The sequence below is a fragment of the Streptomyces sp. NPDC051664 genome, from assembly GCF_044453545.1.
Classification (GTDB): domain Bacteria; phylum Actinomycetota; class Actinomycetes; order Streptomycetales; family Streptomycetaceae; genus Streptomyces.
On sequence record NZ_JBITCU010000010.1, the window covers coordinates 202832 to 226617 of the forward strand.

Below are 23786 nucleotides of genomic sequence, written 5' to 3' on the forward strand. Positions count from 1 at the left end.
GATTTCCGCGGGGTGAAGGCGTCCCTCCGCCTCTGCTCAATGGCCGGACGGGCTCGATCGGCCCGTCAGCGACAGCAGGTCGCGGGCCGGGCCCGCCGGCCGGTGTCCCGAGGGCCAGACCGCCCGCAGCTGTCGCCTCAGCCGCACCCCCGCCACCGGAATCTTTACCAGCCGCCGCGAGGACAGTTCCTCCCCCAGCGCCAGTTCGCTCAGCACGCACGGCCCCGCGCCGCTCTCCGCCGCCCCCTTGACCGCCGTCGTGGACGACAGTTCGAGCAGTGGCTGCGCAAGACCGCCGTGCACGGCGAGTGCCGCGTCCAGGACCTGCCGGGTGCCGGAACCGCGCTCGCGCAGGATCAACGGGGTCGCAGCCAGTTCCTGTGGGGTCAGCGGGGTGCGGCGGCCGGCCCACGCATGGGACGGGGCGACCACGACGACGAGACGGTCGTGTGCGATCACCGTGCCGTCGAGGCCCTCCGGTATGAACAGTCCCTCCACGAATCCGAGGTCGGCCTCCCCTGCGAGCAGGCGCCCCGCGACCGCCGCCGAGTTACCCGCGAGCAGGGAGACCGCGGTGTCCGGCCGTGCGGCGCGCAGCGCGATCAGCCAGCCGGGCAGCAGATATTCGGCGATGGTCATGGAGGCGGCGACCCGCAGCCGGGAGTCGCGCCGGTCGCGCAGCGCCTGCGCGCCCACATCGAATACCTCGGCGGCCTCGACGATTCGGCGCGCCCAGTCGGTGACGAGCGCGCCCGCGTCGGTGAGCCTGGAGCCGCGCGGCGAGCGGTCGAGGAGGGCCACGCCGAGCTGCCGCTCCATCGACCGGATGCGGCTGCTGGCGGCGGGCTGGGTGATGCCGACGTCCCGTGCCGCCCGTCCCAGGCTGCCGTGCCGGGCGACGGCCAGCAGCAGCTCCAGCGCTCCGAGGTCGGGGACCCGGTGGGACAGAAGGACGGGTGCGGGTGCGTCGCTGGGCATAAAGCCAGCTTATGACCTCATAGAGACAAGCTCCCTGGTGGGGGACGGCCCCCGGAACGAAGATCGTGGCATGGCCACCTTTCTGCAGACCCGCGCCCGGACGGGCGCCCCGCACTCCGCCGCTGTGCGACTTCCTCGTCTGCGGTACTTCGGCCCCAACTGGTACGCGACGGTCATGGGCACCGCCATCGTGGCCGCCGCGGGCGCGGCGCTTCCCGTGCACGTGCCCGGGCTGCGCGCTGCCTGCACGGTGGTGTGGGCACTCGCGGCGCTGCTTCTCGCCGCGGTTCTCGCCGCCCGCGCCGGGCACTGGTGCGCCCACCGCGACCAGGCCCGCGCCCATCTCCTCGACCCGGCCGTAGCCCCGTTCTACGGCTGCCTCTCGATGGCGCTGCTGGCCGTCGGCGGCTCCACGATGGTGGTCGGCCGGGATGTCGTCGGGCATCGGGCGGCCCTCGCCGTGGACGTGGTGCTCTACAGTGCGGGCACGGCGATCGGCCTGGCCGTCGCGGTCGCCATTCCGTATCTGATGGTCGTACGCCACCGTCCGGCGCCCGGGACGGCGTCGCCGGTCTGGCTGCTGCCGGTGGTGGCTCCGATGGTCTCCGCGGCACTCGGCCCGCTGCTGGTACCGGAGCTGCCCGCCGGTCAGTGGCAGGAGGCGATGCTGCTCGCCTGCTACGCGATGTTCGGGCTGAGCCTGCTGGCGACGCTGACGATGCTGCCGCTGATCTTCGCGCGGCTGGTCCACCAGGGTCCGCTGCCGCTCGCCCTGACCCCCACGTTGTTCCTGGTCCTCGGCCCGCTGGGCCAGTCGACGACCGCGGTCGGTCAGCTCGCCGATGTGGCGCCGGGTGCGATCGGGGCACCGTACGCCTCCGCGCTCGGGGCGTTCGCCGTGCTGTACGGGGTACCCGTGATGGGGTTCGCGCTGCTGTGGCTGGCGCTGGCCGTGTCGATGGTGGTGCGGGCGGTACGGGGCGGCATGACGTTCAGCATGACCTGGTGGGGTTTCACCTTCCCGGTCGGCACGTGTGTCACCGGCGCCGCGGGGCTGGCCCGGCACACCGGGCTGACGGCGTTCACCTGGCTGGCCGTCGCGCTGTACGTGCTGCTGGTGTCGGCGTGGGCGGTGGCCGGGCTGCGGACGCTGCGCGGGCTGTTCAGCGGAGCGCTGCTCGCAGCGCCGCAGGCGCCCCGGCCAGTGACGGCCCGTACCACGTGAGATACCGCCCGTCGACGAGTGCGGCGGGCAGTACGGGGAAGGCCTCGGGTCCATCGCCTACGGCGAAGCGGTACGGCTCGTCGGGCAGGACGACCAGGTCGGCGCCCGCCGCGTTCAGTTCGTCGAGCGGGATGCGGGGATAGCGCTCGGGGTGATCGGCGTACACGTTCCGCACTCCGAGCCGGGCCAGCAGATCGCCCGCGAACGTGTCGCGGCCGAGCACCATCCAGGGCCTGCGCCAGATCGGCACGATCGCACGGCGCGGCTCGTCCGGCGGCGGGAGCGCCGCCCAGGCGGCCTCGGCCTCGTCGAGCCAGCGTGGTCTGGCCAGCCCGCATCCGGTCACCAGGACGCGGTGCAGTTCGGCGAAGGCCTGGTCGAGGCTGCGGATCTCCGTGGTGAGGACCTCGACGCCCGCGGCACGGAGCGCGGCAAGGTCGGGTGCGCGGTTCTCCTCCTCGTTGGCGACGACGAGATCGGGGCGGAGCGCGACGACCGCGGCCACATCGGGGTTCTTGGTTCCGCCGATGCGTGCGGCGGTCAGACCGGCCGGATGGGTGCACCAGTCGGTGACGCCGACGAGGAGGCCGGGGGCGGTGGCGGCGACGGCTTCGGTGAGCGAGGGGACGAGCGAGACGACGCGGAGCGCCGGGGCCGGGCCAGGCACCGGGACAGACACCGATTCGGACACCGGGTCTCAGCGCCTCGGGTCGTTCGTGGCGTCGACATGTTCCGCGACCGCGACGACCAGCAGCCGGGTCTCCGGCATCGTGGCCCGCCAGCGGTGCCGTACCCCGCCCGACAGGAACAGCGTGTCGCCGCGCTCCAGCCGGTACGCCTGCCCCTCCGCCTCCACCTCGGCGGCGCCTTCCACGACGTACATCACCTCGTCGTTGCGGTGCTGGAACTCCCGCCCGAGATCCATTTCGCCGGTGAACTCCAGCGCGCTGAGCTGATGGCGCCCACGCACCACTCTGCGTGCCCCGTCGCCCTCGGCCGCCCGGACCACCTCGACGGCGCGCGCCGAGTCGGCGGCGGCGCGCAGCCGTGCCGTGGTGGTCTCCAGGGCGTCGGCCACCCGGTCCAGCGACCGGGCGCTGGGCCTGGCCCGCTCGTTCTCGATCTGACTGAGGAACGGCACGGACAGGCCGCTGCGAGTGGCGACCGCGGCCAGTGTGAGCCCCAGGGATCTGCGCCGTCGGCGGACCGCGGCGCCCACGCGGAGTGCTTCCTTGTCGTCCATGTCCGGCTCCCTCCCGACTCGTCATCCTTCCGGCTGCCAGCACCTTACGCACACGGTTACGCAAGGACGGCCGGTAAAGGAACGTCACACAGCCGGAAGGGGTGGGTCCCGCCCATCGGCGGGACCCACCCCTTCCGGCTGTGTCAGCCCCCTACTGGGGAGCCATCTTGTCCGCGATGCCCGGATTCTTGTCCATCCAGGCCTTCACGGCTTCTTCTTCATGCCCCGTCCCGCGCTTCTGGATCTCGTTCTCCAGGCCGGCCAGCTGCTGCTCGCTGAGCTTGAAGTCCTTGAACCACTTGGTGAGCTGCGGGTAGTTCTTCGGGAAGTCCTTGCTCGCGATCGTACGGATGGTGTCGCCGTTGCCGAAGGCCTTCTTGGGGTCCTTCAGCTTGGTGAGGTCGTACTGGTTGTACGCCCAGTGCGGCGTCCAGAGCAGAACCGCGATCGGCTCCTTCTTGGCGTACGCGCGCTTCAGCTCGGCGAGCATCGAGGGCGTCGAGCTGTCGACGACCTTGTACTCCTTGTCCAGGCCGTAGGCGGGCAGCACGTTGTTCTTCAGATTGGCCATGGTGGCGGTGCCGGGCTCGATGCCGATGATGCGGTTCTTGAACTCGTCACCGCGGCCCTTGAGGTCCTTGTACGACTCGATGCCCTTGACGTACGAGGGGACGGCGATCTCCAGCGAGGTCGGCCCGTACCACGATCCGAGGTCGGTGAGCCGGGAGCCGTACTTGTTCCAGTAGTTCTTCTGGGTGTACGGCAGCCAGCCGTCGAACTGCACGTCGAGCTGGCCGCGGGACATCGCGGCATACATCGGACCGACCTCGAACTGCTTCAGGTTGATCTTGTAGCCACGGTCCTCCAGGACGGCCTTCCACAGATACGTGGCGGCGATGTCCTCCTCCCAGGGGAACCAGGCCATCTCGACGGTACGGTCGCGCTCATCCTTGCCGCCCGCGCCCTTCGCCGCCCCGGCCACGGGCGTCCACTTGTCGGCGACGTCCGGGTTGTCCTTCAGCCAGGCGCGGACGGCGTCCTGTTCCTTGCCCTTGCCGGTCGTCTGGATCTTCGCCTCAAGACTCGTGAGCTGGTCCTCGCTCATCTTGAAGTTCTTGAGCCACTTGCCGACTTCGGGGTTGTCGTCGGCGAAGCCCTTGCGGGTCAGGGTGTGGATGCCGTCGCCCTTGCCCCAGAGGTTCTTGGGGTCCTTGAGCTTGGTGAGGTCGTACTGGTTGTAGGCCCAGTGCGGCGACCACAGCGGGACGACGATCGGTTCCTTCTTGGCGTACGCGCGCTTCAGCTCGGCGAGCATCGACGGCGTCGAGCCGTCGACGACCTTGTACTCCTTGTCGAGGCCGTAGCCCGGCAGGATCTTGTCCTTGAGCAGGCCCGTCTCACCGGCGCTCGGCTCGATGCCGACGACCCGTCCCTTGAAGTCGGACGCCTTGCCCTTGAGGTCGTCGAGCGAGTCGACGCCCTTCACGTACGAGGGGACGGCCAGCTCCAAGGAGGTGGGGCCGTACCAGGAGCCCATGTCCTCCAGGCGGTCCTGGTACTTCTTCCAGTACGTGGCATGGGTGACCGGGAGCCAGGAGTCGGTCTCGAAGTCGATCTGACCGCCTGCCATACCGGTGTAGAGCGCGCCGGCCTCGTACTGCTTGACGTCGACCTCGAAGCCGCGCTGCTCCAGCAGCTCCTTCCACAGGAAGGTGGAGGCGATGCCCTCGTCCCACGGGATGTATCCCATGCTGATCTTCTTGCCCTTGCCGATGTTCGCGGCGTCGGTGACGGAACCGGTCTCCGACTTCGACGTACCGAACATGCCCATGCCGCCTGCGACGAGGGCCAGGACGACGACGCCGACGACCGCGACGGCGGGCTGCGGCCGGTGGTTCCAGATCTTCAGTCCGCCGGCCACCGACTGGGCCCTGGCGAGCGCGCGACGGGCCAGCGGGGAGACCTCGCGGCCGAGCGCGCCGGTCATCCGGTCCAGGTACATCGCCAGGATGACGATGGAGACGCCCGCCTCGAAGCCGAGGCCGACGTCGACGTTGCCGATGGCGCGGTAGACGGAACCGCCGAGGCCGCCGCCGCCGACCATGCCGGCGATGACCACCATGGAGAGGCCCAGCATGATGACCTGGTTGATGCCCGCCATGATCGTGGGCAGGGCGAGCGGCAGCTGGACCCGCAGCAGGGTGTTGCGCGAGGTGGTGCCGAAGGCCTCGGCCGCCTCCACGAGTTCGCCGTCGACCTGACGGATGCCGAGCTCGGTCATCCGGACGCCCGGGGGCAGCGCGAAGATGATCGTGGCGATGATCCCGGGCACCACGCCGACGCCGAAGAAGATGACGCCGGGGATCAGATAGACCATGGCGGGCATGGTCTGCATGAAGTCGAGGACCGGCCGGGTCACCGCGGACACGGCCTTCGAGCGGGCCGCCCAGATACCGAGCGGCACGGCCAGCAGCAGCGTGACGATGGTGGCGACGAGCACCAGGGTGAGGGTGTCCATCGCTTCGTCCCACAGCTCGACCGAGTCGATGAGCGCGAAGCCCACGAAGGCGAGCACACCCGGGAGCAGACCGCGCAGCCACCAGGCGATGACGGCGAGGATGCCCGCGAAGAGCAGCGGGGCGGGGGCGGAGAGTACGGCGGCTATGCCGTCGAACATGCCGCTGACGATCGAGCTGATCGCGTCGAACAGCCAGGCCAGGTGGGTCTGCAGCCAGTCGACCGCAGTGTCCACCCATTCACCGAGCGGGATCCTAAACATCGGCGGCCACCTTCTTCGCAGTGGTGGTGGCGGTGTCCTGCGGGACCTCGGTGGGGCTCATCGGCTCGCCGAGGACGGCGAGCAGCCGGGACCGGGGCACGACCCCCACGAGCCGGCCGTCGGCGTCGGTCACGGCAACCGCGACTCCGCTGCGCGAGCAGGGCGTGAACAGCTCGATGATCGGTGTGGACTCGGAGACCGTGGCCGGCGCCGACCGGAGGATGTCGGCGGGCGTACGGAGCTCCGTGCCGTCGTCCGCCTCGGTGCCCAGGACGGTGTGCGGTTCGGCCATGATGGCGCCCGCGGTCAGCACCCGGGAGCGGTCGACGTCCTGGGTGAAGGAGGCGACGTAGTCGTTGGCCGGGGTGACGAGGATGTCCTCGGCCGTCCCGAGCTGGACGATCTTTCCGTCGCGCATCACAGCGATCCGGTCACCGAGGCGCATGGCCTCGTTGAGGTCGTGGGTGATGAAGACGATGGTCTTCTTCAGCCTCTTCTGGAGTTCGAGCAGCTGGTCCTGCATGTCGCGGCGGATCAGCGGGTCGAGCGCGCTGAAGGACTCGTCCATCAGCAGCAGATCGGCGTCGGTGGCGAGGGCACGGGCCAGGCCGACGCGCTGCTGCATGCCGCCGGACAACTCGTCGGGCCAGGACTTCTCCCAGCCGGCGAGTCCGGTCAGCTCCAGCGCCTCGGCAGCGCGTTTCTCACGCTCGGCGCGCGGCACACCCTGCACCTCGAGACCGTACCCGGCGTTCTCCAGGACGCTCCGGTGCGGGAACAGAGCGAAGTGCTGGAAGACCATGCTGATCTTGGAGGAGCGGACGGTGCGCAGTTCGCGCGGGCTCAGGGCGGTCAGGTCCTGGCCGTCGAACAGCACGCGTCCGGCTGTGGGATCCAGCAGCCCGTTGAGCATCCGCAACAACGTGGACTTTCCGGATCCGGACAGACCCATCACGACGAAGATCTGTCCCGGTTCGACGGTGAACGAGGCGTCGATCACCGCTGCGGTCGTTCCGTCGGCGCGCAGCTCGTCGCGGTCCGTGCCGCTCTCGAGCTTCTGCACGGCTTGATCGGGTCGTCTGCCGAACACCTTGTACAAGTGTTCGGCTTGCAGCCTTGACACATACACCTCACGCGTTGAACCGAAACGATCTGCCACCCCCTCCGGCAGACCGTGGAGCGGCGCGGATTCTGCCCGCTTGGCACGCGCTGACGTTGCAATTGCGACGTGGTCCGCTCCGGTGGCGCGCCTGCCCACGCTTATCCGGGCCAAACAAGAAGGTGATCCAGTTCACTTCCGGGCCGGTGTCAGTGGGGTGCGGCATGATCGGGGTGTGACGCGACGCCTGATGCTCCTCGACACCGCTTCCCTCTACTACCGCGCCTACTTCGGGGTCCCCGATTCGGTGCGCGCGCCGGACGGCACGCCGGTCAACGCCGTGCGCGGACTGCTCGACTTCATCGGGCGGCTCGTCCAGGACCACCGGCCGGACGAACTGGTGGCCTGCATGGACGCGGACTGGCGGCCGCACTGGCGGGTGGAGCTGATCCCGTCGTACAAGGCACACCGCGTCGCCGTGGAGACCGCCGAGGGACTCCCCGACGAGGAGGAGACCCCCGACACGCTGGCCCCGCAGGTCCCGATCATCGAGGACGTGCTCGACGCGCTCGGCATCGCCCGGGTCGGTGTCGCGGGGTACGAGGCGGACGACGTGATCGGTACGCTCACCGGCCTCGCCACGGGCCCGGTGGACATCGTCACCGGCGACCGGGACCTCTACCAGCTCGTCGATGACGCCCGCGGGGTGCGGGTGCTCTACCCGCTGAAGGGTGTCGGGTCGCTCCAGCTCACGGACGAGGCGTGGCTGCGCGAGAAGTACGGGGTGGACGGCTCCGGCTATGTCGATCTGGCGCTGCTGCGCGGCGACCCGAGCGACGGGCTGCCGGGGGTCCCCGGCATCGGCGAGAAGACGGCGGCGAAACTGCTGGAAACCTTCGGTGACCTGGCCGGGATCATGGCCGCGGTGGACGATCCGGCGTCCAGGCTGACACCTTCGCAGCGCAAGCGGCTCGACGAGGCGCGGGACTACGTGGCCGTCGCGCCGACGGTGGTCCGGGTCGCCGGTGACGTACCGCTGCCCGAGTTCGATCCCGCGCTGCCCTCCGAGCCGCGCGACCCCGCCGCCCTAGAGGCATTGGCCGCCCAGTGGGGCCTGGGCGGCGCCCTGCAGCGCCTGCTCTCCACCCTTCGGGCATGAGGTGCTAACTTAGGCAAGCCTAAGTATTCGGAGCAGGGAGAACCTCGTGGCAGAACGACCGGCGCGGCAGGCACCCACGGCGCAGGGGGCCCAGGTCCTGCGCACCGAGCGGATCACCCCGCACATGGTGCGCGTGGTACTCGGTGGTGACGGCCTGGCCGGTTTCGCGCTGTCCGGGTTCACCGACCACTACGTCAAGCTGTGCTTCGCACCCGAGGGCGCGGACTATGCGCATCCGTTCGACATGGCCCGCATCCGCGAGGAGTACCCGCGCGAGCTGTGGCCCACCACCCGCACCTACACGGTCCGCTCCTGGGACCCGGTCACCCGGGAGCTGGCGATCGACTTCGTGGTGCACGGCGACGAGGGCCTGGCCGGCCCGTGGGCGCTGCGGACGGCTCCGGGCGATCAGGTGACATTCCTGGGCCCCGGCGGCGGGTACGGGCCGGACGCGTCTGCGGACTGGCACCTCCTGGCCGGTGACGAGAGCGCTCTGCCGGCGATCGCTGCGGCGCTGGAGCAGATGCCCACGGGCGCGGTGGCGCACGCGTACATCGAGGTGGCGGACGCCTCCGAGGAGCAGAAGATCGAGACGGCCGACGGGGTGGAGCTCACCTGGCTGCACCGCGGCGGGCGCCCGGTCGGCGAGGCCGTGACCGCCGCGGTGAAGTCGCTGGACTTCCCCGCGGGCGAGGTCCAGGCGTTCGTGCACGGCGAGGCGGGGTTCGTGAAGGAGATCCGTCGGTACCTGCGTCTCGACCGGAAGATCCCGCTGTCGCAGCTGTCGATCTCCGGCTACTGGCGCCTCGGCCAGAACGACGACGCCTGGCGCTCGGTGAAGCGGGAGTGGAACGAGCAGGTGGAGCGCGAGCAGGAGAACGCGGCGTAGGTCACCGCACCCGGGCGCCCCTTGTGGGTACGTACGCCCCGGTCACCGTCCAGGACGGACGGCGACCGGGGCGTATGCGCGTCACGGGCTCCCGGACGGTGCTGACGATTCTGCCGTCGCCGTTCGGCCTGCTCGTCCTCCTGGTTGTGCGCGCGGTCCGCAGGCCGCGGAGCCGGCCCGGGCAGACGCACCCGGACCGGCTCCCTGACACGGCGCTGTCGTGAGCCCCGCCGCACCCTGACCGTCAGACGGACTTCTGGTACGAGCGGAAGGTGCGGGTCGACAGCCAGACCGCCGCCACCGCGAGGACCAGCAGCGCTCCCCCGCGGCTGAGCACCAGACCCCAGTCGGGCTCGGCGGTCAGCGCCGAACGGCCCGCCACCATCGCCCAGTTGACCGGGTTGAAGTCCGCGATCTGTCGCATCCAGGACGGCATCTGACTCGGCGCCATGAACGAGGACGAGAGGAAGGTCAGCGGCAGCAGCAGAAACGTGTTGATGCCGATGATCGACTCACGCTGGCGGACCAGCATCCCCAAGGCGTTGGAGAGCGCGCCGAAGACCGTACCGAGCAGGATCGACGCGACGAGGAGGATCAGCAGTCCGCCCGCCCCGCCCGGGTAGGTGGCACCGGCGGCCCAGCCGAGCAGCACGATGATCACCGACTGGACGGCGGTGCTGATGCCGTTCTGCACGACGTTGGCGTTCATCAGCGCGTTCCGGCTGACCGGGGTGGTCAGGAAACGGTTCAGCGTGCCCCGCTCGATCTCCTCCAGGGTTCCCATCCCGGCCCACATGCTCGATCCGAGGGCACTCATCACCACGATGCCCGGGATCAGGTAGTCCAGATAGGACGTGGTCCCGAAGCCGCCGAGCTCGACGACCTTCTTGAAGAGGTTGCCGAACAGGAACAGCCAGATCACCGGCTGGATCAAGGAGATCGCCAGGAAGACCGGCTGCCTGATGATCGCCATCAGCTGCCGCTGGGTCATGTACCAGGTCTGGGCGAGGGTCTGGCTGCTCATCGGGGGCCTCCTGCGGCGATGGGAGCGGGGGCCTGCCCGTCATCTGCGGCCTCGGCCTCGGAGAAGCGGCGTCCGGCGTAGCGCAGATAGACGTCGTCGAGCGAGGGGCGGGCGACGGTGGCGGCGGCGACCGACGCACCGGCCTGGTCCAGGGCGGTGAGCAGTACGGGGACGGCGGCGGCGCCGTCCTCGACGCGGACGCTCACCCGGCGCCCGTCGGCCTGCACCTCGTACACCCCGGGTACTCCGGTGAGGGCGGCGGTGATCGCCGTGCGGTCGCCGTCGGCGCGCAGCTCCATGTGGACGGCGTCGCCCCGGAGTTCACCCTTGAGCTCGTCCGGGGTGCCCTCGACGACGATCCGGCCGCGGTCGACGATCGCGATGCGTTCGGCGAGCCGGTCGGCCTCCTCCAGGTAGTGCGTGGTGAGCACGATCGTGAGGCCCTCGTCGCCGGCCAGCCGGGAGATCTCGTCCCACATGGCGGTCCGGGCCTCGGGGTCGAGTCCGGTGGTGGGCTCGTCGAGGAAGAGCACCTCGGGTCGGTGGACCAGACCGAGCGCCACGTCGAGGCGACGCTGCATGCCGCCGGAGTACCCCTTGACCTGGCGCTTGGCGGCGTCGGCGAGATCGAAGCGGTCCAGGAGTTCATCGGCACGGCGCTGGATCGCGGCGCCCCGCATCCCGTAGAGCCTGCCCTGCAGCACCAGGTTCTCCCGGCCGGTGGCGACGGGGTCGGCGCCGGACTTCTGAGCGACGACGCCTATCGCGCGGCGGACCCGGTCGGGGTGGCGCAGGACGTCGTGTCCGGCGACCGTCGCGGCTCCGGAGTCCGGGCGGGCGAGGGTGGTGAGGATCTTCACGGTGGTGGACTTTCCGGCGCCGTTGGGGCCGAGGAGTCCGAAGACCGTGCCGGCGCCGACGGTGAGATCCATGCCGTTCAGAGCGGTGACATCGCCGGGATAGGTCTTGATCAGTTGTCGCGCCTCTACTGCGGGCGCCCGGGTGCTCATGACAGAGCTCTCCTGTGGTCAGCGGGGTGTTCGGGCATGCCGAGCCGATCCGCGTGAAAGGAGCCGGGCTATCCTGGGTGTGCCGCACCTCGATCGCCTGGCTCGCCCTCACGGCGTGGCCGGTCCGGGGTTCGAGACCCTGGCGGGTGCTGCTCCAACAGCCCCCTGCCAGGGTCTTTCTTCGTCTCCGGTACTTCTTCTCCGGTAGTACTCCTGTGCTTCCGCGGCCCTCGTCGCGCTACGTCTTCCGCTCCGGGTCGAGGACGATCTCCTGTTCGTCCAGGTCCTGCCAGTCCTGCGGCACTTCACCGGTCTCGTGGAAAGACTTCCACTCCTCGATACCGCTGATCGTGGCGTCGGCGAGCTCCGTGCGGAATTTCTTGATCCACTCCAGCTGTGCGTCGATCATGTGGAGCTGGTACTCGGTCTCCACGACGAACACCCGGGGCAGCTTCCCCGTCAGCTGGCCGAGGACGCCCCGGAGCGCCGCGGACTGGAGTTCCAGTGCCGCCTCCCGGGTCTCCAGCAGCTCCGCCACGTCTTCCGGCGGCAGCACCGGCAGCAGCGAGAGCGCGGTCTCGAAGACCGGGTACTCGGCGGCCGGCGCGGCCAGCAGATCGGACAGCCAGTCGACCATTTCGATGCGCCCCGCCTCGGTGAGGCCGTAGAGCGTGCGCTCGGGGCGGTTGCCCTGGCGCTGCACACCCGCCACCTCGACGTAACCGTGCTTCTCCAGGTTCTGGACGACGGTGTACAGCGAGCCGAAATTGATCTTGACGCTGTGTTCCTTGCCGCGTCGGCGAAGCGTCTGGGCGATCTCGTACGGATGCATGGACCGCTCCGCGAGCACCACCATCACCGTCAGCGCCAGTGGATTCGTGAGCTTGCGCCGTTTGGCCACTGCCTCCACCGCCCTTCACGCCGCCATCGAATACTCGTGGACGAACATATCGCGAGTGCCCCGACACGTCAACCACGATGTATCGCGAATTCGGGGCGGCGTGGAAAGATTTCGCGTACTGACCAATCCGCGCTGCCCTCGGCTCCGGATCACCTCACGGAACCGATGCGCATCCTGGGAGGAAGCCCGCGTGAAAGTAGCCGTGCACATCAGCGGAGCACCATCGGCGGGGCCCGATCTCCAGGAGCTCCTGGAGCTGGTGGCCCGGGGCGACCAGGATGCGTTCGCCAGGGTGTACGACACGGTCTGCGGCCCGGTCCTCGGTCTCGTACGGAGTGTGCTGCGCGACCCTGCACAGTCGGAGGAGGTGGCGCAGGAGGTGCTGGTCGAGGTGTGGCGGACCGCCCCGCGCTTCCAGGCTTCCCGCGGCAGCGCCATGAACTGGGTGCTGACCCTCGCCCATCACCGGGCGGTGGACCGGGTGCGCTCCGTCGAGGCGACGACGGCCCGGGAGCACCGGGCGGCACTGCTGGACCGTACGCCGGAGTTCGACGAGGTCACCGAGCAGGTCGAGAGCCGGCTGGAGCGGGAGCAGGTACACCGCTGCCTGCGGACCCTGACCGAGCTGCAACGGCAGTCCGTCAACCTGGCCTACTACCGCGGTCTGACCTACCGCGAAGTGGCGGAACTCCTCTCCGTACCGCTCGGGACGATCAAGACACGGCTGCGCGACGGGCTGATCCGGCTGCGCGACTGCCTCGGGGTGAGCGCATGAGCAAGGTGGATCGCATGAGCGGGGCCGAACTGCACACGCTGACCGGGGCGTACGCCCTGCACGCGCTGCCGGACGCGGAGCGCGGGGAGTTCGAACGCCATCTCGGCGACTGCGAAGCCTGCACCGTGGAGGTGCGGGAGCTGTCCGAGACCGCCACCCGGCTCGGGCTCGCGGTGTCCACGGCCCCTCCGCGCGAGCTGCGCGACCGGGTGCTGCGGGAGATCACGACCGTGCGGCAGGAATCCCCGTCCCACGGCCGGCGCTCCCGCCCGGCTTCCTCCGCCCAACGGGCCGGCCGCTGGCCTAAGTTCGCACTCGCCGCGGCGCTGGCCGCCGCTGCCGGGTTCGGCGGGATCGCGGTGTGGCAGAACCAGGTCGCCCGGAACGCACAGCAGGAGACGCAGCGGGCGCAGCAGCAGAGTGCGCAGGTGGCGCAGGTCCTCGCGGCGCCGGACGCGAAGACGGGATCCGGCGTACTGAAGGGCGGGGCGAAGGGGACGGTCGTGGTCTCGCAGAGCGAGAACCGGGCCGTGTTCGTGGCCTCGGGGATGGCGCCGCCTCCCAGCGGCAAGGTGTACCAGTTGTGGTTCGACGACAGCGGGACCATGCGGTCCGCGGGGCTGATGAACCGGGCGGCGACCAGCAACACCGTGCTGCTGGACGGTCCGGTCGACGGGGCGTCGGGCATAGGGATCACCGTCGAGCCGGCCGGCGGCTCCACGCAGCCGACGTCCGAGCCGCTGGCGCTGCTGACCTTCCCGACCGCATGAGGGACTCCCTGCCATGACCGTCACGGTGGCGCTGTTCACCTCCGACCTGCGGCTGCACGACAACCCCGTCCTGTCCGCGGCGGTGCGCGGGACGGATGCCGTCGTCCCCCTCTTCGTCGAGGACGACGGCATCCGCCGGGCCGGTTTCGACGCGCCGAACCGGCGGGCGTTCCTCGCCGACTGCCTCGTCGGTCTCGACGCGGAGCTGCGCCGCCGCGGCGGCCGGCTCGTCGTCCGCCGCGGCGACGTCGTCCCCGCGGTATGCGCCGTGGTCGCGGAGACGGGTGCCCGGAGTGTGCACATCGCGGCCGGGGTGAGCGGGTACGCGCGTGAGCGCGAGGACCGTCTGCGTACGGCTCTCGGGGCTGCCGGCAGCACCCTGCACGTCCATGACGCAGTGGTCACCGCGCTCCCCCCGGGACGGGTCGTCCCGGCGGGGCGCGACCATTTCGCGGTGTTCACCCCGTACTTCCGCCGCTGGGAGGCGGCCGGGGTACGGGGCACACTGACCGGTCCCCGGACGGTACGGGTCCCGGACACCGTGACCTCCGCACCGCTGCCGACGCGAGCGGATGTCACGGGCGTCTCACCGGGTCTCGCCGTGGGCGGCGAGACGGCAGGGCGCAGGCTGCTGGTCTCCTGGCTGCACGGCCCGATGGCCGACTACGGGACCGGCCACGACGACCTCGGCGGGGACGCGACGTCCCGGCTGTCGCCGTATCTGCACTTCGGCTGCCTCTCCGCGGCAGAACTGGTGAACCGGGCACGGGAGAAGGGCGGACCGGGCGCCGACGCGTTCGTACGGCAGCTGGCCTGGCGGGACTTCCACCACCAGGTCCTCGCCGCCCGGCCGGACGCGGCATGGGCCGACTACCGTCCGCGGGGCGACAGGTGGCGGTCCGATCCCGACGAGATCGAGGCGTGGCGTGCCGGCCTCACCGGCTATCCGCTGGTCGACGCGGCGATGCGACAGCTGGCGCACGAGGGCTGGATGCACAATCGGGGCCGCATGCTGGTCGCGAGCTTTCTCACGAAGACGCTGTACGTGGACTGGCGCGTCGGCGCCCGTCACTTCCTGGATCTCCTCGTCGACGGGGATCTGGCGAACAATCAGCTCAACTGGCAGTGGGTGGCGGGCACCGGTACGGACACCCGCCCCAACCGGGTGCTCAATCCGGTGGTCCAGGGCAAGCGGTTCGATCCGCGGGGCACGTACGTACGGCGCTGGGTGCCGGAGCTGGCAGGCCTGGAGGACGCTGCGGTCCACGAGCCGTGGAAGCTCACCGGACCGGACCGGGCGCGGCTCGGCTACCCGGATCCGGTGGTGGACCTGGCCGAGGCCCGCGCCCGGTTCGAACGGGCGCGCGGCCTCGGCTGACGGCCGACTGCTCGGCGCTTCCACGGCGGCCGGGGCAGTAGCCGCCGATCCGGGTCCTTCGGGTGCCGACCCGTGCCGGACGGAGCCCGGTGTGCGCCGAACGGGCCCTCTCGCAGGGCCCGTCGGGAGTGATACGTAGCCGACGCCCTGAGGGATTGGCCGATGACCGCTTCTCATCCGATCGGGTGACGGAGCAATCCGCAGGCCGTCCGGTGACGAACCTCAGATGTGAGCGAAGAACAGAACGATGTGCAGGAGCACGGGGCCGCCGGGTCCCGGCGGTCCCGCTGGACACGCGCCGGTTTCGCGGGGCTCAGCGGTCTGATCGCCGGGTTCTGCGCCCTGGCCGTGGCCGAACTGGCCTCGGCTGTCGTACGTCCGGAGGCGGGTCCGGTCGCGGCGGTGGGCGGGGCGGTCATCGACCGCACTCCCCCGGCCGTGAAGGACTTCGCCGTACGGCACTTCGGCACCGCCGACAAACTGGTGCTCCAACTGGGCATCCTGGCGCTGCTGGCGGTATTCGCCGTGGCGGTCGGGATCCTGGCATCGCGGCACCGGCGGCTCGGCTCGGCGGCCGTTCTGGTCTTCGGCGTGGTCGGGGCGGTGGCGGCGGTGGGACGGCCGGAAGGCAGCCCCGCCGATGCCCTGCCCTCGGTGGTGGGTGCCGTGGTGGCCGCAGGAGTGCTGTATCTCCTGGTCGGACGGCTCGGCCCGGTGCTCCGTCCCTCTCCCGCGGCTGGAGTGACGGACGGGCAGCGGGACGGCGCCTTCGACCGGCGCGGTTTCGTGATCGCCGCGACCGCTGCGGCGGCTGCCTCGGCCGGTGCGGGGTTCCTGGGACGGCGGCTGACGTCCTCCGTCCAGGCCGGTGCCGCCGCCTCACGGCGTGATCTGGTCCTCCCGGTACCCGAGTCGCCGGCGCCCGCCGTGCCGCCCGGGGCGGATCTGCGGATTCGCGGGCTGAGCTCGTTCATCACCCCGAACAAGAGCTTCTACCGGGTGGACACCGCCCTGGTCGTGCCGCGCATCGACGCCGATTCGTGGCGGCTGCGGATCCATGGCAAAGGAGTCGCCCGCCCGCTCACGGTCAGTTTCCAGGACCTGCTGGGGCGGGAGATCATCGAGCGCGACATCACCCTGGCCTGCGTCTCCAACGAGGTCGGCGGCCCGTACGTGGGCAATGCCCGGTGGATCGGCGTGCGGCTGGCCGATCTGCTGCGTGAGGCCGGGGTGAGACCGCCTTCGCGGGGCGGTCCCGCCGACCAGATCGTGGCGCGTTCCGTCGACGGCATGACGATCGGCACGCCGGTCGAGACAGTCATGGACGGGCGCGACGCCATCCTCGCCCTCGGCATGAACGGCGAACCACTGCCGTTCGCGCACGGCTTCCCGGTCCGCATGGTGGTGCCGGGACTGTACGGGTACGTCTCGGCCTGCAAGTGGATCAAGGACATCGAGCTGACGGCATTCGCCTCGTACGACGCCTACTGGGTCAGGCGCAGCTGGTCCCGGCAGGCGCCGGTCAAGACGGAGTCCCGGATCGACACACCGCGTCCGTTCGCCTCGCCGAAGCCCGGCGTCGTGCCCGTCGCCGGGGTGGCCTGGGCCCAGCACCGGGGGATCTCCCGGGTGGAGGTACGGGTCGACGACGGCGCGTGGCATCCGGCCCGGCTCGCGGCACAGGACAACCGGGACACCTGGCGCCAGTGGGTGTGGGAGTGGCCGGCCACCTCCGGCCGTCACACGCTGGAGGTCCGTGCGACCGACGGCACCGGGGCCACCCAGACCGGCGAACGCGTCGGCACCGTCCCGGACGGTGCGACCGGCCGGCACTCGGTGGTGGTCGACGTGTCCTGACCCGAACACCCCCCACACGCAGCCGCATTCACTTCTTCGTTCCCACCCGTCTCGCGCGCCTCGCGCATCTCTCTCCAGGAGAATCACATGCCCCCTCTGCACCTTCGCCGTGCCGCCGTTGCCGTCTCCGCCGCCGCGCTTCTGCCGCTGGCCCTGACAGCCTGCTCGAGCGACTCCAAGGACTCCTCGTCCGGCTCCACCGCAAGCGCGGCCAAGACATCGCCGTCGGCCGCGGCGAGCGAGTCGATGAATATGAACGAGCCGTTCGGACCGGCCTGTTCCTCCGTGCCGAAGGACGGTGCGGGCAGCTTCGCGGGTATGGCGAAGGACCCGGTCGCCACGGCAGCCTCGCACAACCCGGCGCTCTCCACCCTGGTCACCGCGGTGAAGAAAGCCGGTCTGGTCGACACCCTGAACAACGCGCAGAACATCACCGTGTTCGCCCCGACCGATGACGCGTTCGCCAAGATCCCGCAGGCCGACCTGGACAAGCTGCTGGCGGACAAGGAGCAGCTCACCAAGGTCCTGACGTATCACGTGGTGGGGCGGAAGCTGGCGCCGCAGCAGTTGGCCAAGGGCTCCTTCGCCACGCTGGCCAAGAGCGAGCTGACGACCTCCGGCTCGGACCTGGCGTACACGGTGAACGACACCTCGAAGGTCGTCTGCGGCAATGTCCCGACCGCCAACGCCACGGTGTACATCGTCGACACTGTGCTGATGCCCCCGCAGTAGCGCCACAGGGTCGCCACCGACCGGCCGGGGCTGCGTCACCGCCCCGGCCGGTCTCTGCCGTGCGCGAGCGCAGTGAGCACTTCGGCGCCGCATGGACACGGCCGTGTCATTCAGCGGAAACAGGCTCTCCCTAATTTCTGTCATCCGACAGGAATGCGGCTCCGGCCGCTGCGCCGCAAGGGGCCGCCATGTCCGCGAAGCCGCACGCCCTCCCGCCCTCCGTCCCCGAACTGACCGGTGTCTGGCACCGTTCGCTGCTCGTCGACGCGGACGGGCGCCGGGACACCACCACTGCCGTGACCTGGGTACAGGGCCCTGCCCGGTACGCGGATCTGCGGCAGCCCGCGAACCACCCCCGCCACCCCGGCGTCACCTCCCTGTCCGGCCTCCGCTTCGAGGAGCTTCTCGCACTCACCCGCCAGGAGGCCTTCGCGGGGCGGTTGCGGCAGCGCTCCGACGTGTTCCACTGGGCCCGCACCCTCGACTTCGGGCCTGTCGGACTCCCCGACGCCGGGCGACTGCGCCGCGAGGGCGCCGTGCTCGTCGAGACGGGCGTGCACGTCGCGTACCTCGAACACTGGCGCCCGGTGCGCAGCGCCGGACCGTCCGCCGCCGTCGAGCTGTTCGATCCGGAGACCGGCTGCACCGGGCTGCTGGTCCGGGCCGGCGACCGGTTCGCCCAGGTGCGCGACCGCGCCGAACCGCTGCCTGCCGACGCCTCGCCGGCCGAACTGGTACGCGGCGCCGCCGACATCGGCCGGGCCCGTGCCCTCCTCGACTTCGAGCTCTCCCTCGGGCGGATCGACCACGGCCGGTGGACCATCGAGCGCTCGACGCTGCCCCACCGGGTGGGCGCCGTACCGGCCCCGGCGCTCGACGGCTGCGCGGGACTCGCGGTGAACGACGCGCGGCCCGACGGCACCCCGTACACCCGGGTCTTCGAGATCACCGCCGCCGAGGGACTCCTCGCCGCGCTCCACTCCACCGGAACCACTGCCCTCGCCGCATCCGTGACCGCATCCGCGCCCGCACCGGAAGGCATCCGCTGATGGCCCCGACCTCCTTCACCGAGCTCCCGGTCGTGGACATCACGGCCCTGCGGACCGGCCGCCCCGAAGAACGTGCCTACGCCGTGGCCGAATTGGGACGCGCCGCCCGCGAGACCGGCTTTCTCTACCTCTCGGGTCACGGAATCGACCCCGCGCTCTTCGACCGGCTGCTCGATGCCGCGAAGACGTTCTTCGCCCAGCCCGTCGAGGAGAAGATGGCCTGCTGGATCGGGAAGTCGTCCAACCATCGCGGTTACGTCCCCGAGGGCGAGGAAGTCTTCGCCGGCGCCACCGCCGACCGTAAGGAGGCCTTCGACCTCTCCCTCGAACTCCCCGACGCCACCGGCCCGCTGCTCGGCCCCAACCAGTGGCCGGCACTGCCTGGGTTCCGTGAGCCGGTCACCGCCTGGTACGACGCCGTCCTCGCCCTGGGCCACACCCTGTTCGGCGGTTTCGCCGAGGCACTCGGTCTGCCCCGGAACGCCTTCGCCCCGTATCTCACCCGGCCCACCAGCCAGCTCCGGCTCATCCACTACCCGTACGACCCGACGGCGGAGGACCACCCCGGCATCGGCGCCCACACCGACTACGAATGCTTCACCCTGCTGCGCCCCACCGCCCCCGGCCTGGAGGTGATGAACGGCGCCGGCGAGTGGATCGACGCACCGCCGCTCGACGACTGCTTCGTCGTCAACACCGGTGATCTGCTGGAGCTCTGGACCAACGGCGAGTTCGCCGCCACCTCCCACCGGGTCCGCAAGGTCACCGAGGAGCGCTACTCCTTTCCGCTGTTCTGCACAGTCGACTACGACACCACCGTCGCCCCGCTGCCCGCCTTCACCGGTCCCGGCAGGCCCGCGCGCCCCGGTGTCGTCGCCGGCGAACACCTCTACGCCCAGACCGTCCAGACCTTCGGCTACCTCGGGCGGCGGCTGGCCGACGGCGAGACAACCCTGCCCGCGGGCGCCCTGCCGCTCTCCTCGTTCGGCCAGGAAGCACGCCACGCCCCTCGTTCCTGAACTCCCTCACTTCCCCTCCCCGAGAGCAGGTGCTGCCATGTCCGTCACCGCCCCCACCGACGTACTCCCCGATCCACCCGTCCCCGCCGAATCCGGCTCTTCCCTGCAGGAGTTCGGCTACCGCCAGGAGCTCCACCGCAGCCTCGGCCGCTACGCCTCGTTCGCCGCGGGCTTCTCGTTCATCTCGGTGCTGACGACGGTCTTCCAGTTCTTCGCCGTCGGCTACTCCTTCGGCGGCCCGGTCTTCTTCTGGGCGTGGCCCGCGGTGCTGATCGGCCAGCTGCTGGTCGCCGCCTGCTTCGCCGAACTCGCCGCCCGCTACCCGATATCCGGCGCGATCTATCAGTGGTCGTCGCGGCTGTCCAACCTGACCTTCGGCTGGTTCGCGGGCTGGATCATGGTCATCGGCCAGATCGTGGTGGTCGCCGCGGCCGCGCTGGCTTTGCAGATGGTGATGCCGCCCATCTGGTCGGGGTTCCAGCTGATCGGCGGCGACCCCGCGCCGCTGTCCCCGACAGGTGCCACGAACGCGGCGCTGCTCGGCACCATCCTGCTGGTCCTCACCACGCTGGTGAACATCGTCGACAACCGCGTGATGTCGGTCATCAACCGGGTCGGTGTCACCGCCGAGATCATCGGCGCCGCGCTGATCGTGGTGCTGCTCCTCACCCACTCGGAACGCACCCCGTCCGTCACCTTCCACACCGGTGGCGCCGGGACGGGGGTGTTCGGCGCGCTGCTGGTGGGTTCGTTCACGGCCGCGTACGTCATGATCGGCTTCGACAGTGCGGGCGAGATGAGCGAGGAGACCCGCGACCCGCGCCGTACCGCACCGCGCACCATCCTTTCCGCCCTGGGCGTGGCCGGTCTGCTCGGCGGACTGCTGGTGCTGGGCGGGCTTCTGGCGGCGCCCAGCCTGACCGACGGTCATCTCGCGGTCGACGGCATGAGTTACGTGCTGACCAGCAGTCTCGGCGACGGAGTCGGCCGGGTGCTCCTGGTCGACGTGGTGATCGCCATCGCGGTGGCGACCCTCGCGGTGCAGACGGCGGCCTGCCGGATGCTGTTCTCGATGGCCCGCGACGGCCAGCTGCCGTGCTCCGCCCTGCTGTCGAAGGTCAACACGCGTACCGGTATGCCGACCGCCCCGGCCGTCGTCGTGGGCGTGCTCTCGGCCGCCCTTCTGCTGCTCAACTTCGCGTCACCCGACGCGTTCCTGGCGATCGGCACCACCTGCATAGTGATGTTGTACCTCGCGTACTCGATGGTGACGGGTCCGCTGCTGGTCCGCCGGCTGCGCGGTACGTTCGCCGCGCGGACGGACGCCGTGGACGAGACGGGCCGACCGCTGTTCTCGCTGGGCCGCTGGGGCCTCGCCGTCAACGCGCTCGCGCTGCTGTACGGGCTGGTGATGACCGTCAATCTGGCCTGGCCGCGGGCCGCGGTGTACGACCCGGCGGGCGGGCACTGGTACTTCCAGTGGTTCACGGTCCTGTTCCTTGCCGCGACGGTCCTGCTGGGCGCGGCATATCGGGTGTACCGGAGCAGGTCGGTCTCCCTGGGCTGACTCCATGGACCAGGGGAGCAGGCAGGACCGGGTGGTGGGCGCCGTCGTCGGATCGGCGGTCGGGGACGCGCTCGGGGCGCCGTTCGAGTTCGGTCCTGCGGGTGTGTACACGACCCGGTTCCCCCAGGGCGGCGGAGCGATGTGCGGGGGCGGCGGCTGGGATCCGGGCGAGGCGACGGACGACACCCAGATGGCAGTCCTGGTCGGTGAGTCCCTGCTGGAGCGGGGCGGGCTCGACCTCGCCGACATGTTCGGCAGGTTCCGGCGGTGGGCGGCGGGCGAGCCGAAGGACATCGGTCTGCAGACCGAGTACGTCCTGACGAGCGGCGATCCGTGGGACGTGGCCGCCGCACTCCACTTCCAGGTCGAGGGGCGTGCGGCGGGCAACGGTTCGCTGATGCGGGCGGCGACCTCCGCCGTGTACTTCGCGCGGGCCGACGGCCCGGAACCGGCGGCGCGGACGGCGACGATGGACGCCGCCCGCCGGATCGCGGCCCTGACGCACGGCGACCGGGCCGCCTGGGAGGGCACCGCCGTCCTCCATGACCTGATCCGGGTGGCGCTGAACGGCGACGACCCGCTCACCGCCGTCCCCGGCGCCCTGGCCGCCGTCCATGACGACCAGCGCGAACGCTGGGCGACGGTCCTCGCCCCCGACTGGCACCCCGCCCTGGCGACGGAGTTCAACGGCGCGGTGTGGCCGTGCCTGGGCACCGCGGTCTGGGCGCTGCGCACGACACGTACCTTCGAGGCCGCACTGGTGGCCGCCATCGACGTGGGCGGGGACACCGACACGGTCGCGGCCGTCACCGGCGGCCTGGCCGGGGCGGTGCACGGGAGGGGGGCGATCCCGTCGCGCTGGACGGAGCCGCTGCATGTCCCGCTGCCGGGGTTCGGGGGCCGGGTCCTGCGAACGGAACACCTGACGTCGCTGGCCCACCGCCTGGATTCGCACAGTTCCTAGGGGACGAAACGTGCATATAAGGCTCAGATAAGCGCAGAATGGTGTAAGGAGGCGCCTACCGCACTTCACCCTCACCCTCCGCGGTCGGGCCTGCAGGATCGAAGGAGACGACTCTCATGTCCAACGTCTCGCACACCCGCGCTGACATAACCAGTCACCCGGATGTTTCCGAAATGCGGGAACGCTATGCCCGCATGCTCGGTGGTCGCGATGTGGCACTCGTGGACGGACCGGTGTTCCTGGTCGGCCTCTTCTGCGCCATCTCGCCCTGGGTGCTCCACTTCACCGCGAGCCAGCCCACACTCGTGCAGCACAACCTGATCATGGGGATCGCGATCGCGGTGCTGGGACTCGGGTTCACCGTGATGCCGGCCCGGATGTACGGCCTGAGCTGGGCCATCTGCGCCATGGGCATCTGGATGATCCTGTCGCCGTGGATCGTCGGCAGCAGCCCCGACATGGGCGTCATCCTCAACAACGTCATCATCGGCGGTCTGGCGCTGCTGCTCGGGCTGGTATGCGTCGGTGCCTCGATGAAGAGCAGCCGGACCTGACACCCTGCCCGGCGGATCGCCGCCGGGCCGAACGGAGGGAAAGCCGTCGGCCGGTCCGCACCGAGCGGGCCGGCCCAGGTATGCCCCGTCCGCACAGCACATACCGGCCGACCGAGGCGCGGTCCGGTCCCGAAGGCACACCACCCCTGGTGGGGCAGGCAGGCCGTCAGTCGGGCCGCGTCCCCACAATTCTCAACGCCGCATCCGCAGTCGCCGCCGCGAACGCGGCCACCGGCCGTTCCGGCCCCGAGCGGCGGACCAGGATCACGCCCTCGATGAGTCCGAAGACCAGATCGGTACGGAGGGCCAGCTCCCCCTCGTCCAGCGCCGTCCCCGCACGGGTCGCCGCCAGCAGCGTCCCGTACGCCTCCTTCAGCTCGTCCCGCACCCGGTGGAAGCCGGCGAACCGCTCGGCCCGCACCTCGGGCAGTACGTACAGCGCACCCAGGTTGTACGGCCCACCGCACAGCAGCGCCACGTCGGAGCGACAGAGCTCCCACAGCCGGTCCTCGGCGGCCGTCGCCTCGTCGGCGAGCAGCTTCCCGGCCAGCGCCAACGACGGAGTGACCGTGGATTCCAGGAGCTCCGCCAGGAGGTCCTCCTTGCCCGCGACGTAGTGGTACATCGTCGCCTGCCGCATGCCGGCCCGTTCCGCGACGGCCCGGGTGGTGGTCGCGGCGTACCCGCGGGTGGTGAACAGCTCGGCGGCGGCAGTCAGCAGTTCTTCGCGCGCGGACAGTCCGCTGTCCGCGCGCTGCTGGGCGCGCGGCCGGCCGACCCGTCTCCCGGTGGTGGACATGGGCCGATCGTCGCA

22 protein-coding genes are annotated in these 23786 nt (G+C 70.6%); 13 read left to right on the forward strand and 9 right to left on the reverse strand.

Translation table 11 applies throughout. From position 1 onward, the window contains the following. Nucleotides 1-36: 36 nt before the first annotated feature. The gene (locus ACIA8E_RS20780; RefSeq protein WP_399300170.1) at nt 37-978 is read right to left on the reverse strand and encodes a LysR family transcriptional regulator; all 942 of its coding nucleotides are present in this window, start codon (nt 976-978) and stop codon (nt 37-39) included. 70 nt (nt 979-1048) lie between these two features. Between ACIA8E_RS20780 and ACIA8E_RS20785 the strand changes: the two genes are divergently transcribed. Then, entirely contained in the window at nt 1049-2203 is a 1155-nt protein-coding gene (locus tag ACIA8E_RS20785) for a TDT family transporter (protein ID WP_399300173.1), read from the forward strand. Here ACIA8E_RS20785 and ACIA8E_RS20790 read toward each other — a convergent pair. The 4 genes from ACIA8E_RS20790 to ACIA8E_RS20805 form a co-directional block, all read right to left on the reverse strand. Then, complete coding sequence (locus tag ACIA8E_RS20790) at nt 2142-2870, reverse strand: helical backbone metal receptor (protein WP_399300176.1); 729 nt, start codon at nt 2868-2870, stop codon at nt 2142-2144. The genes ACIA8E_RS20785 and ACIA8E_RS20790 overlap by 62 nt on opposite strands. Before the next feature lie 30 nt (nt 2871-2900). After that, nucleotides 2901-3446, reverse strand: coding sequence for a helix-turn-helix domain-containing protein (locus ACIA8E_RS20795; protein WP_399300179.1), 546 nt, complete (start codon nt 3444-3446; stop codon nt 2901-2903). A 151-nt stretch (nt 3447-3597) separates the two neighbouring features. Further along, the gene (locus ACIA8E_RS20800; protein ID WP_399300182.1) at nt 3598-6225 is read right to left on the reverse strand and encodes an ABC transporter permease/substrate binding protein; all 2628 of its coding nucleotides are present in this window, start codon (nt 6223-6225) and stop codon (nt 3598-3600) included. Next, nucleotides 6218-7288: a glycine betaine/L-proline ABC transporter ATP-binding protein gene (locus tag ACIA8E_RS20805; protein WP_399300185.1), complete on the reverse strand. Its 1071-nt coding sequence runs from the start codon at nt 7286-7288 to the stop codon at nt 6218-6220. The genes ACIA8E_RS20800 and ACIA8E_RS20805 overlap by 8 nt, the downstream gene beginning before the upstream one ends. Before the next feature lie 286 nt (nt 7289-7574). Between ACIA8E_RS20805 and ACIA8E_RS20810 the strand changes: the two genes are divergently transcribed. Both ACIA8E_RS20810 and ACIA8E_RS20815 read left to right on the forward strand, forming a co-directional pair. Continuing rightward, the gene (locus ACIA8E_RS20810) at nt 7575-8483 is read left to right on the forward strand and encodes a 5'-3' exonuclease H3TH domain-containing protein (protein ID WP_399300382.1); all 909 of its coding nucleotides are present in this window, start codon (nt 7575-7577) and stop codon (nt 8481-8483) included. 46 nt (nt 8484-8529) lie between these two features. Then, on the forward strand, nt 8530-9372 hold the full coding sequence (locus ACIA8E_RS20815; RefSeq protein WP_399300188.1) for a siderophore-interacting protein: 843 nt from the start codon (nt 8530-8532) through the stop codon (nt 9370-9372). 244 nt (nt 9373-9616) lie between these two features. Here the strand turns inward: ACIA8E_RS20815 and ACIA8E_RS20820 are convergent, their stop codons facing one another. From ACIA8E_RS20820 to ACIA8E_RS20830, 3 genes are all read right to left on the reverse strand, one after another. Next, entirely contained in the window at nt 9617-10396 is a 780-nt protein-coding gene (locus ACIA8E_RS20820) for an ABC transporter permease (protein ID WP_399300190.1), read from the reverse strand. Next, on the reverse strand, nt 10393-11406 hold the full coding sequence (locus ACIA8E_RS20825) for an ATP-binding cassette domain-containing protein (RefSeq protein ID WP_399300193.1): 1014 nt from the start codon (nt 11404-11406) through the stop codon (nt 10393-10395). Before ACIA8E_RS20825 ends, ACIA8E_RS20820 begins: the two co-directional genes overlap by 4 nt. Nucleotides 11407-11644: 238 nt before the next feature. Continuing rightward, on the reverse strand, nt 11645-12307 hold the full coding sequence (locus tag ACIA8E_RS20830; protein WP_399300196.1) for a PadR family transcriptional regulator: 663 nt from the start codon (nt 12305-12307) through the stop codon (nt 11645-11647). Nucleotides 12308-12497: 190 nt separating this feature from the next. Between ACIA8E_RS20830 and ACIA8E_RS20835 the strand changes: the two genes are divergently transcribed. The 10 genes from ACIA8E_RS20835 (at nt 12498) to ACIA8E_RS20880 (ending at nt 22972) form a co-directional block, all read left to right on the forward strand. Further along, on the forward strand, nt 12498-13082 hold the full coding sequence (locus ACIA8E_RS20835; RefSeq protein ID WP_399300199.1) for a sigma-70 family RNA polymerase sigma factor: 585 nt from the start codon (nt 12498-12500) through the stop codon (nt 13080-13082). 14 nt (nt 13083-13096) lie between these two features. Further along, nucleotides 13097-13852: an anti-sigma factor domain-containing protein gene (locus tag ACIA8E_RS20840; RefSeq protein ID WP_399300385.1), complete on the forward strand. Its 756-nt coding sequence runs from the start codon at nt 13097-13099 to the stop codon at nt 13850-13852. Between the two features lie 13 nt (nt 13853-13865). Then, nucleotides 13866-15230 (forward strand): cryptochrome/photolyase family protein, encoded by a 1365-nt coding sequence (locus ACIA8E_RS20845; RefSeq protein ID WP_399300202.1) that lies wholly within the window; start codon nt 13866-13868, stop codon nt 15228-15230. A 249-nt stretch (nt 15231-15479) separates the two neighbouring features. Further along, a complete protein-coding gene (locus ACIA8E_RS20850; protein ID WP_399300388.1) occupies nt 15480-17087 on the forward strand; it encodes a molybdopterin-dependent oxidoreductase in 1608 nt (535 codons plus the stop codon). An 87-nt stretch (nt 17088-17174) separates the two neighbouring features. Next, entirely contained in the window at nt 17175-17819 is a 645-nt protein-coding gene (locus ACIA8E_RS20855) for a fasciclin domain-containing protein (RefSeq protein WP_399300205.1), read from the forward strand. Between the two features lie 188 nt (nt 17820-18007). Further along, nucleotides 18008-18868 carry a hypothetical protein gene (locus tag ACIA8E_RS20860; RefSeq protein WP_399300208.1) on the forward strand — a complete coding sequence of 287 codons (861 nt, stop codon included), beginning with the start codon at nt 18008-18010 and terminating at the stop codon, nt 18866-18868. Beyond that, nucleotides 18868-19887, forward strand: a complete 1020-nt coding sequence (locus ACIA8E_RS20865; RefSeq protein ID WP_399300211.1) for an isopenicillin N synthase family dioxygenase — start codon at nt 18868-18870, stop codon at nt 19885-19887. Before ACIA8E_RS20860 ends, ACIA8E_RS20865 begins: the two co-directional genes overlap by 1 nt. 37 nt (nt 19888-19924) lie before the next feature. Continuing rightward, the gene (locus ACIA8E_RS20870) at nt 19925-21454 is read left to right on the forward strand and encodes an amino acid permease (protein WP_399300214.1); all 1530 of its coding nucleotides are present in this window, start codon (nt 19925-19927) and stop codon (nt 21452-21454) included. Nucleotides 21455-21458: 4 nt separating this feature from the next. Further along, nucleotides 21459-22418, forward strand: a complete 960-nt coding sequence (locus ACIA8E_RS20875) for an ADP-ribosylglycohydrolase family protein (RefSeq protein ID WP_399300217.1) — start codon at nt 21459-21461, stop codon at nt 22416-22418. A gap of 116 nt (nt 22419-22534) precedes the next feature. Continuing rightward, nucleotides 22535-22972 (forward strand): SPW repeat protein, encoded by a 438-nt coding sequence (locus ACIA8E_RS20880; RefSeq protein WP_399300220.1) that lies wholly within the window; start codon nt 22535-22537, stop codon nt 22970-22972. Between the two features lie 166 nt (nt 22973-23138). Here ACIA8E_RS20880 and ACIA8E_RS20885 read toward each other — a convergent pair whose 3' ends face one another. Further along, complete coding sequence (locus ACIA8E_RS20885) at nt 23139-23771, reverse strand: TetR/AcrR family transcriptional regulator (RefSeq protein ID WP_399300223.1); 633 nt, start codon at nt 23769-23771, stop codon at nt 23139-23141. Nucleotides 23772-23786 lie beyond the last annotated feature (15 nt).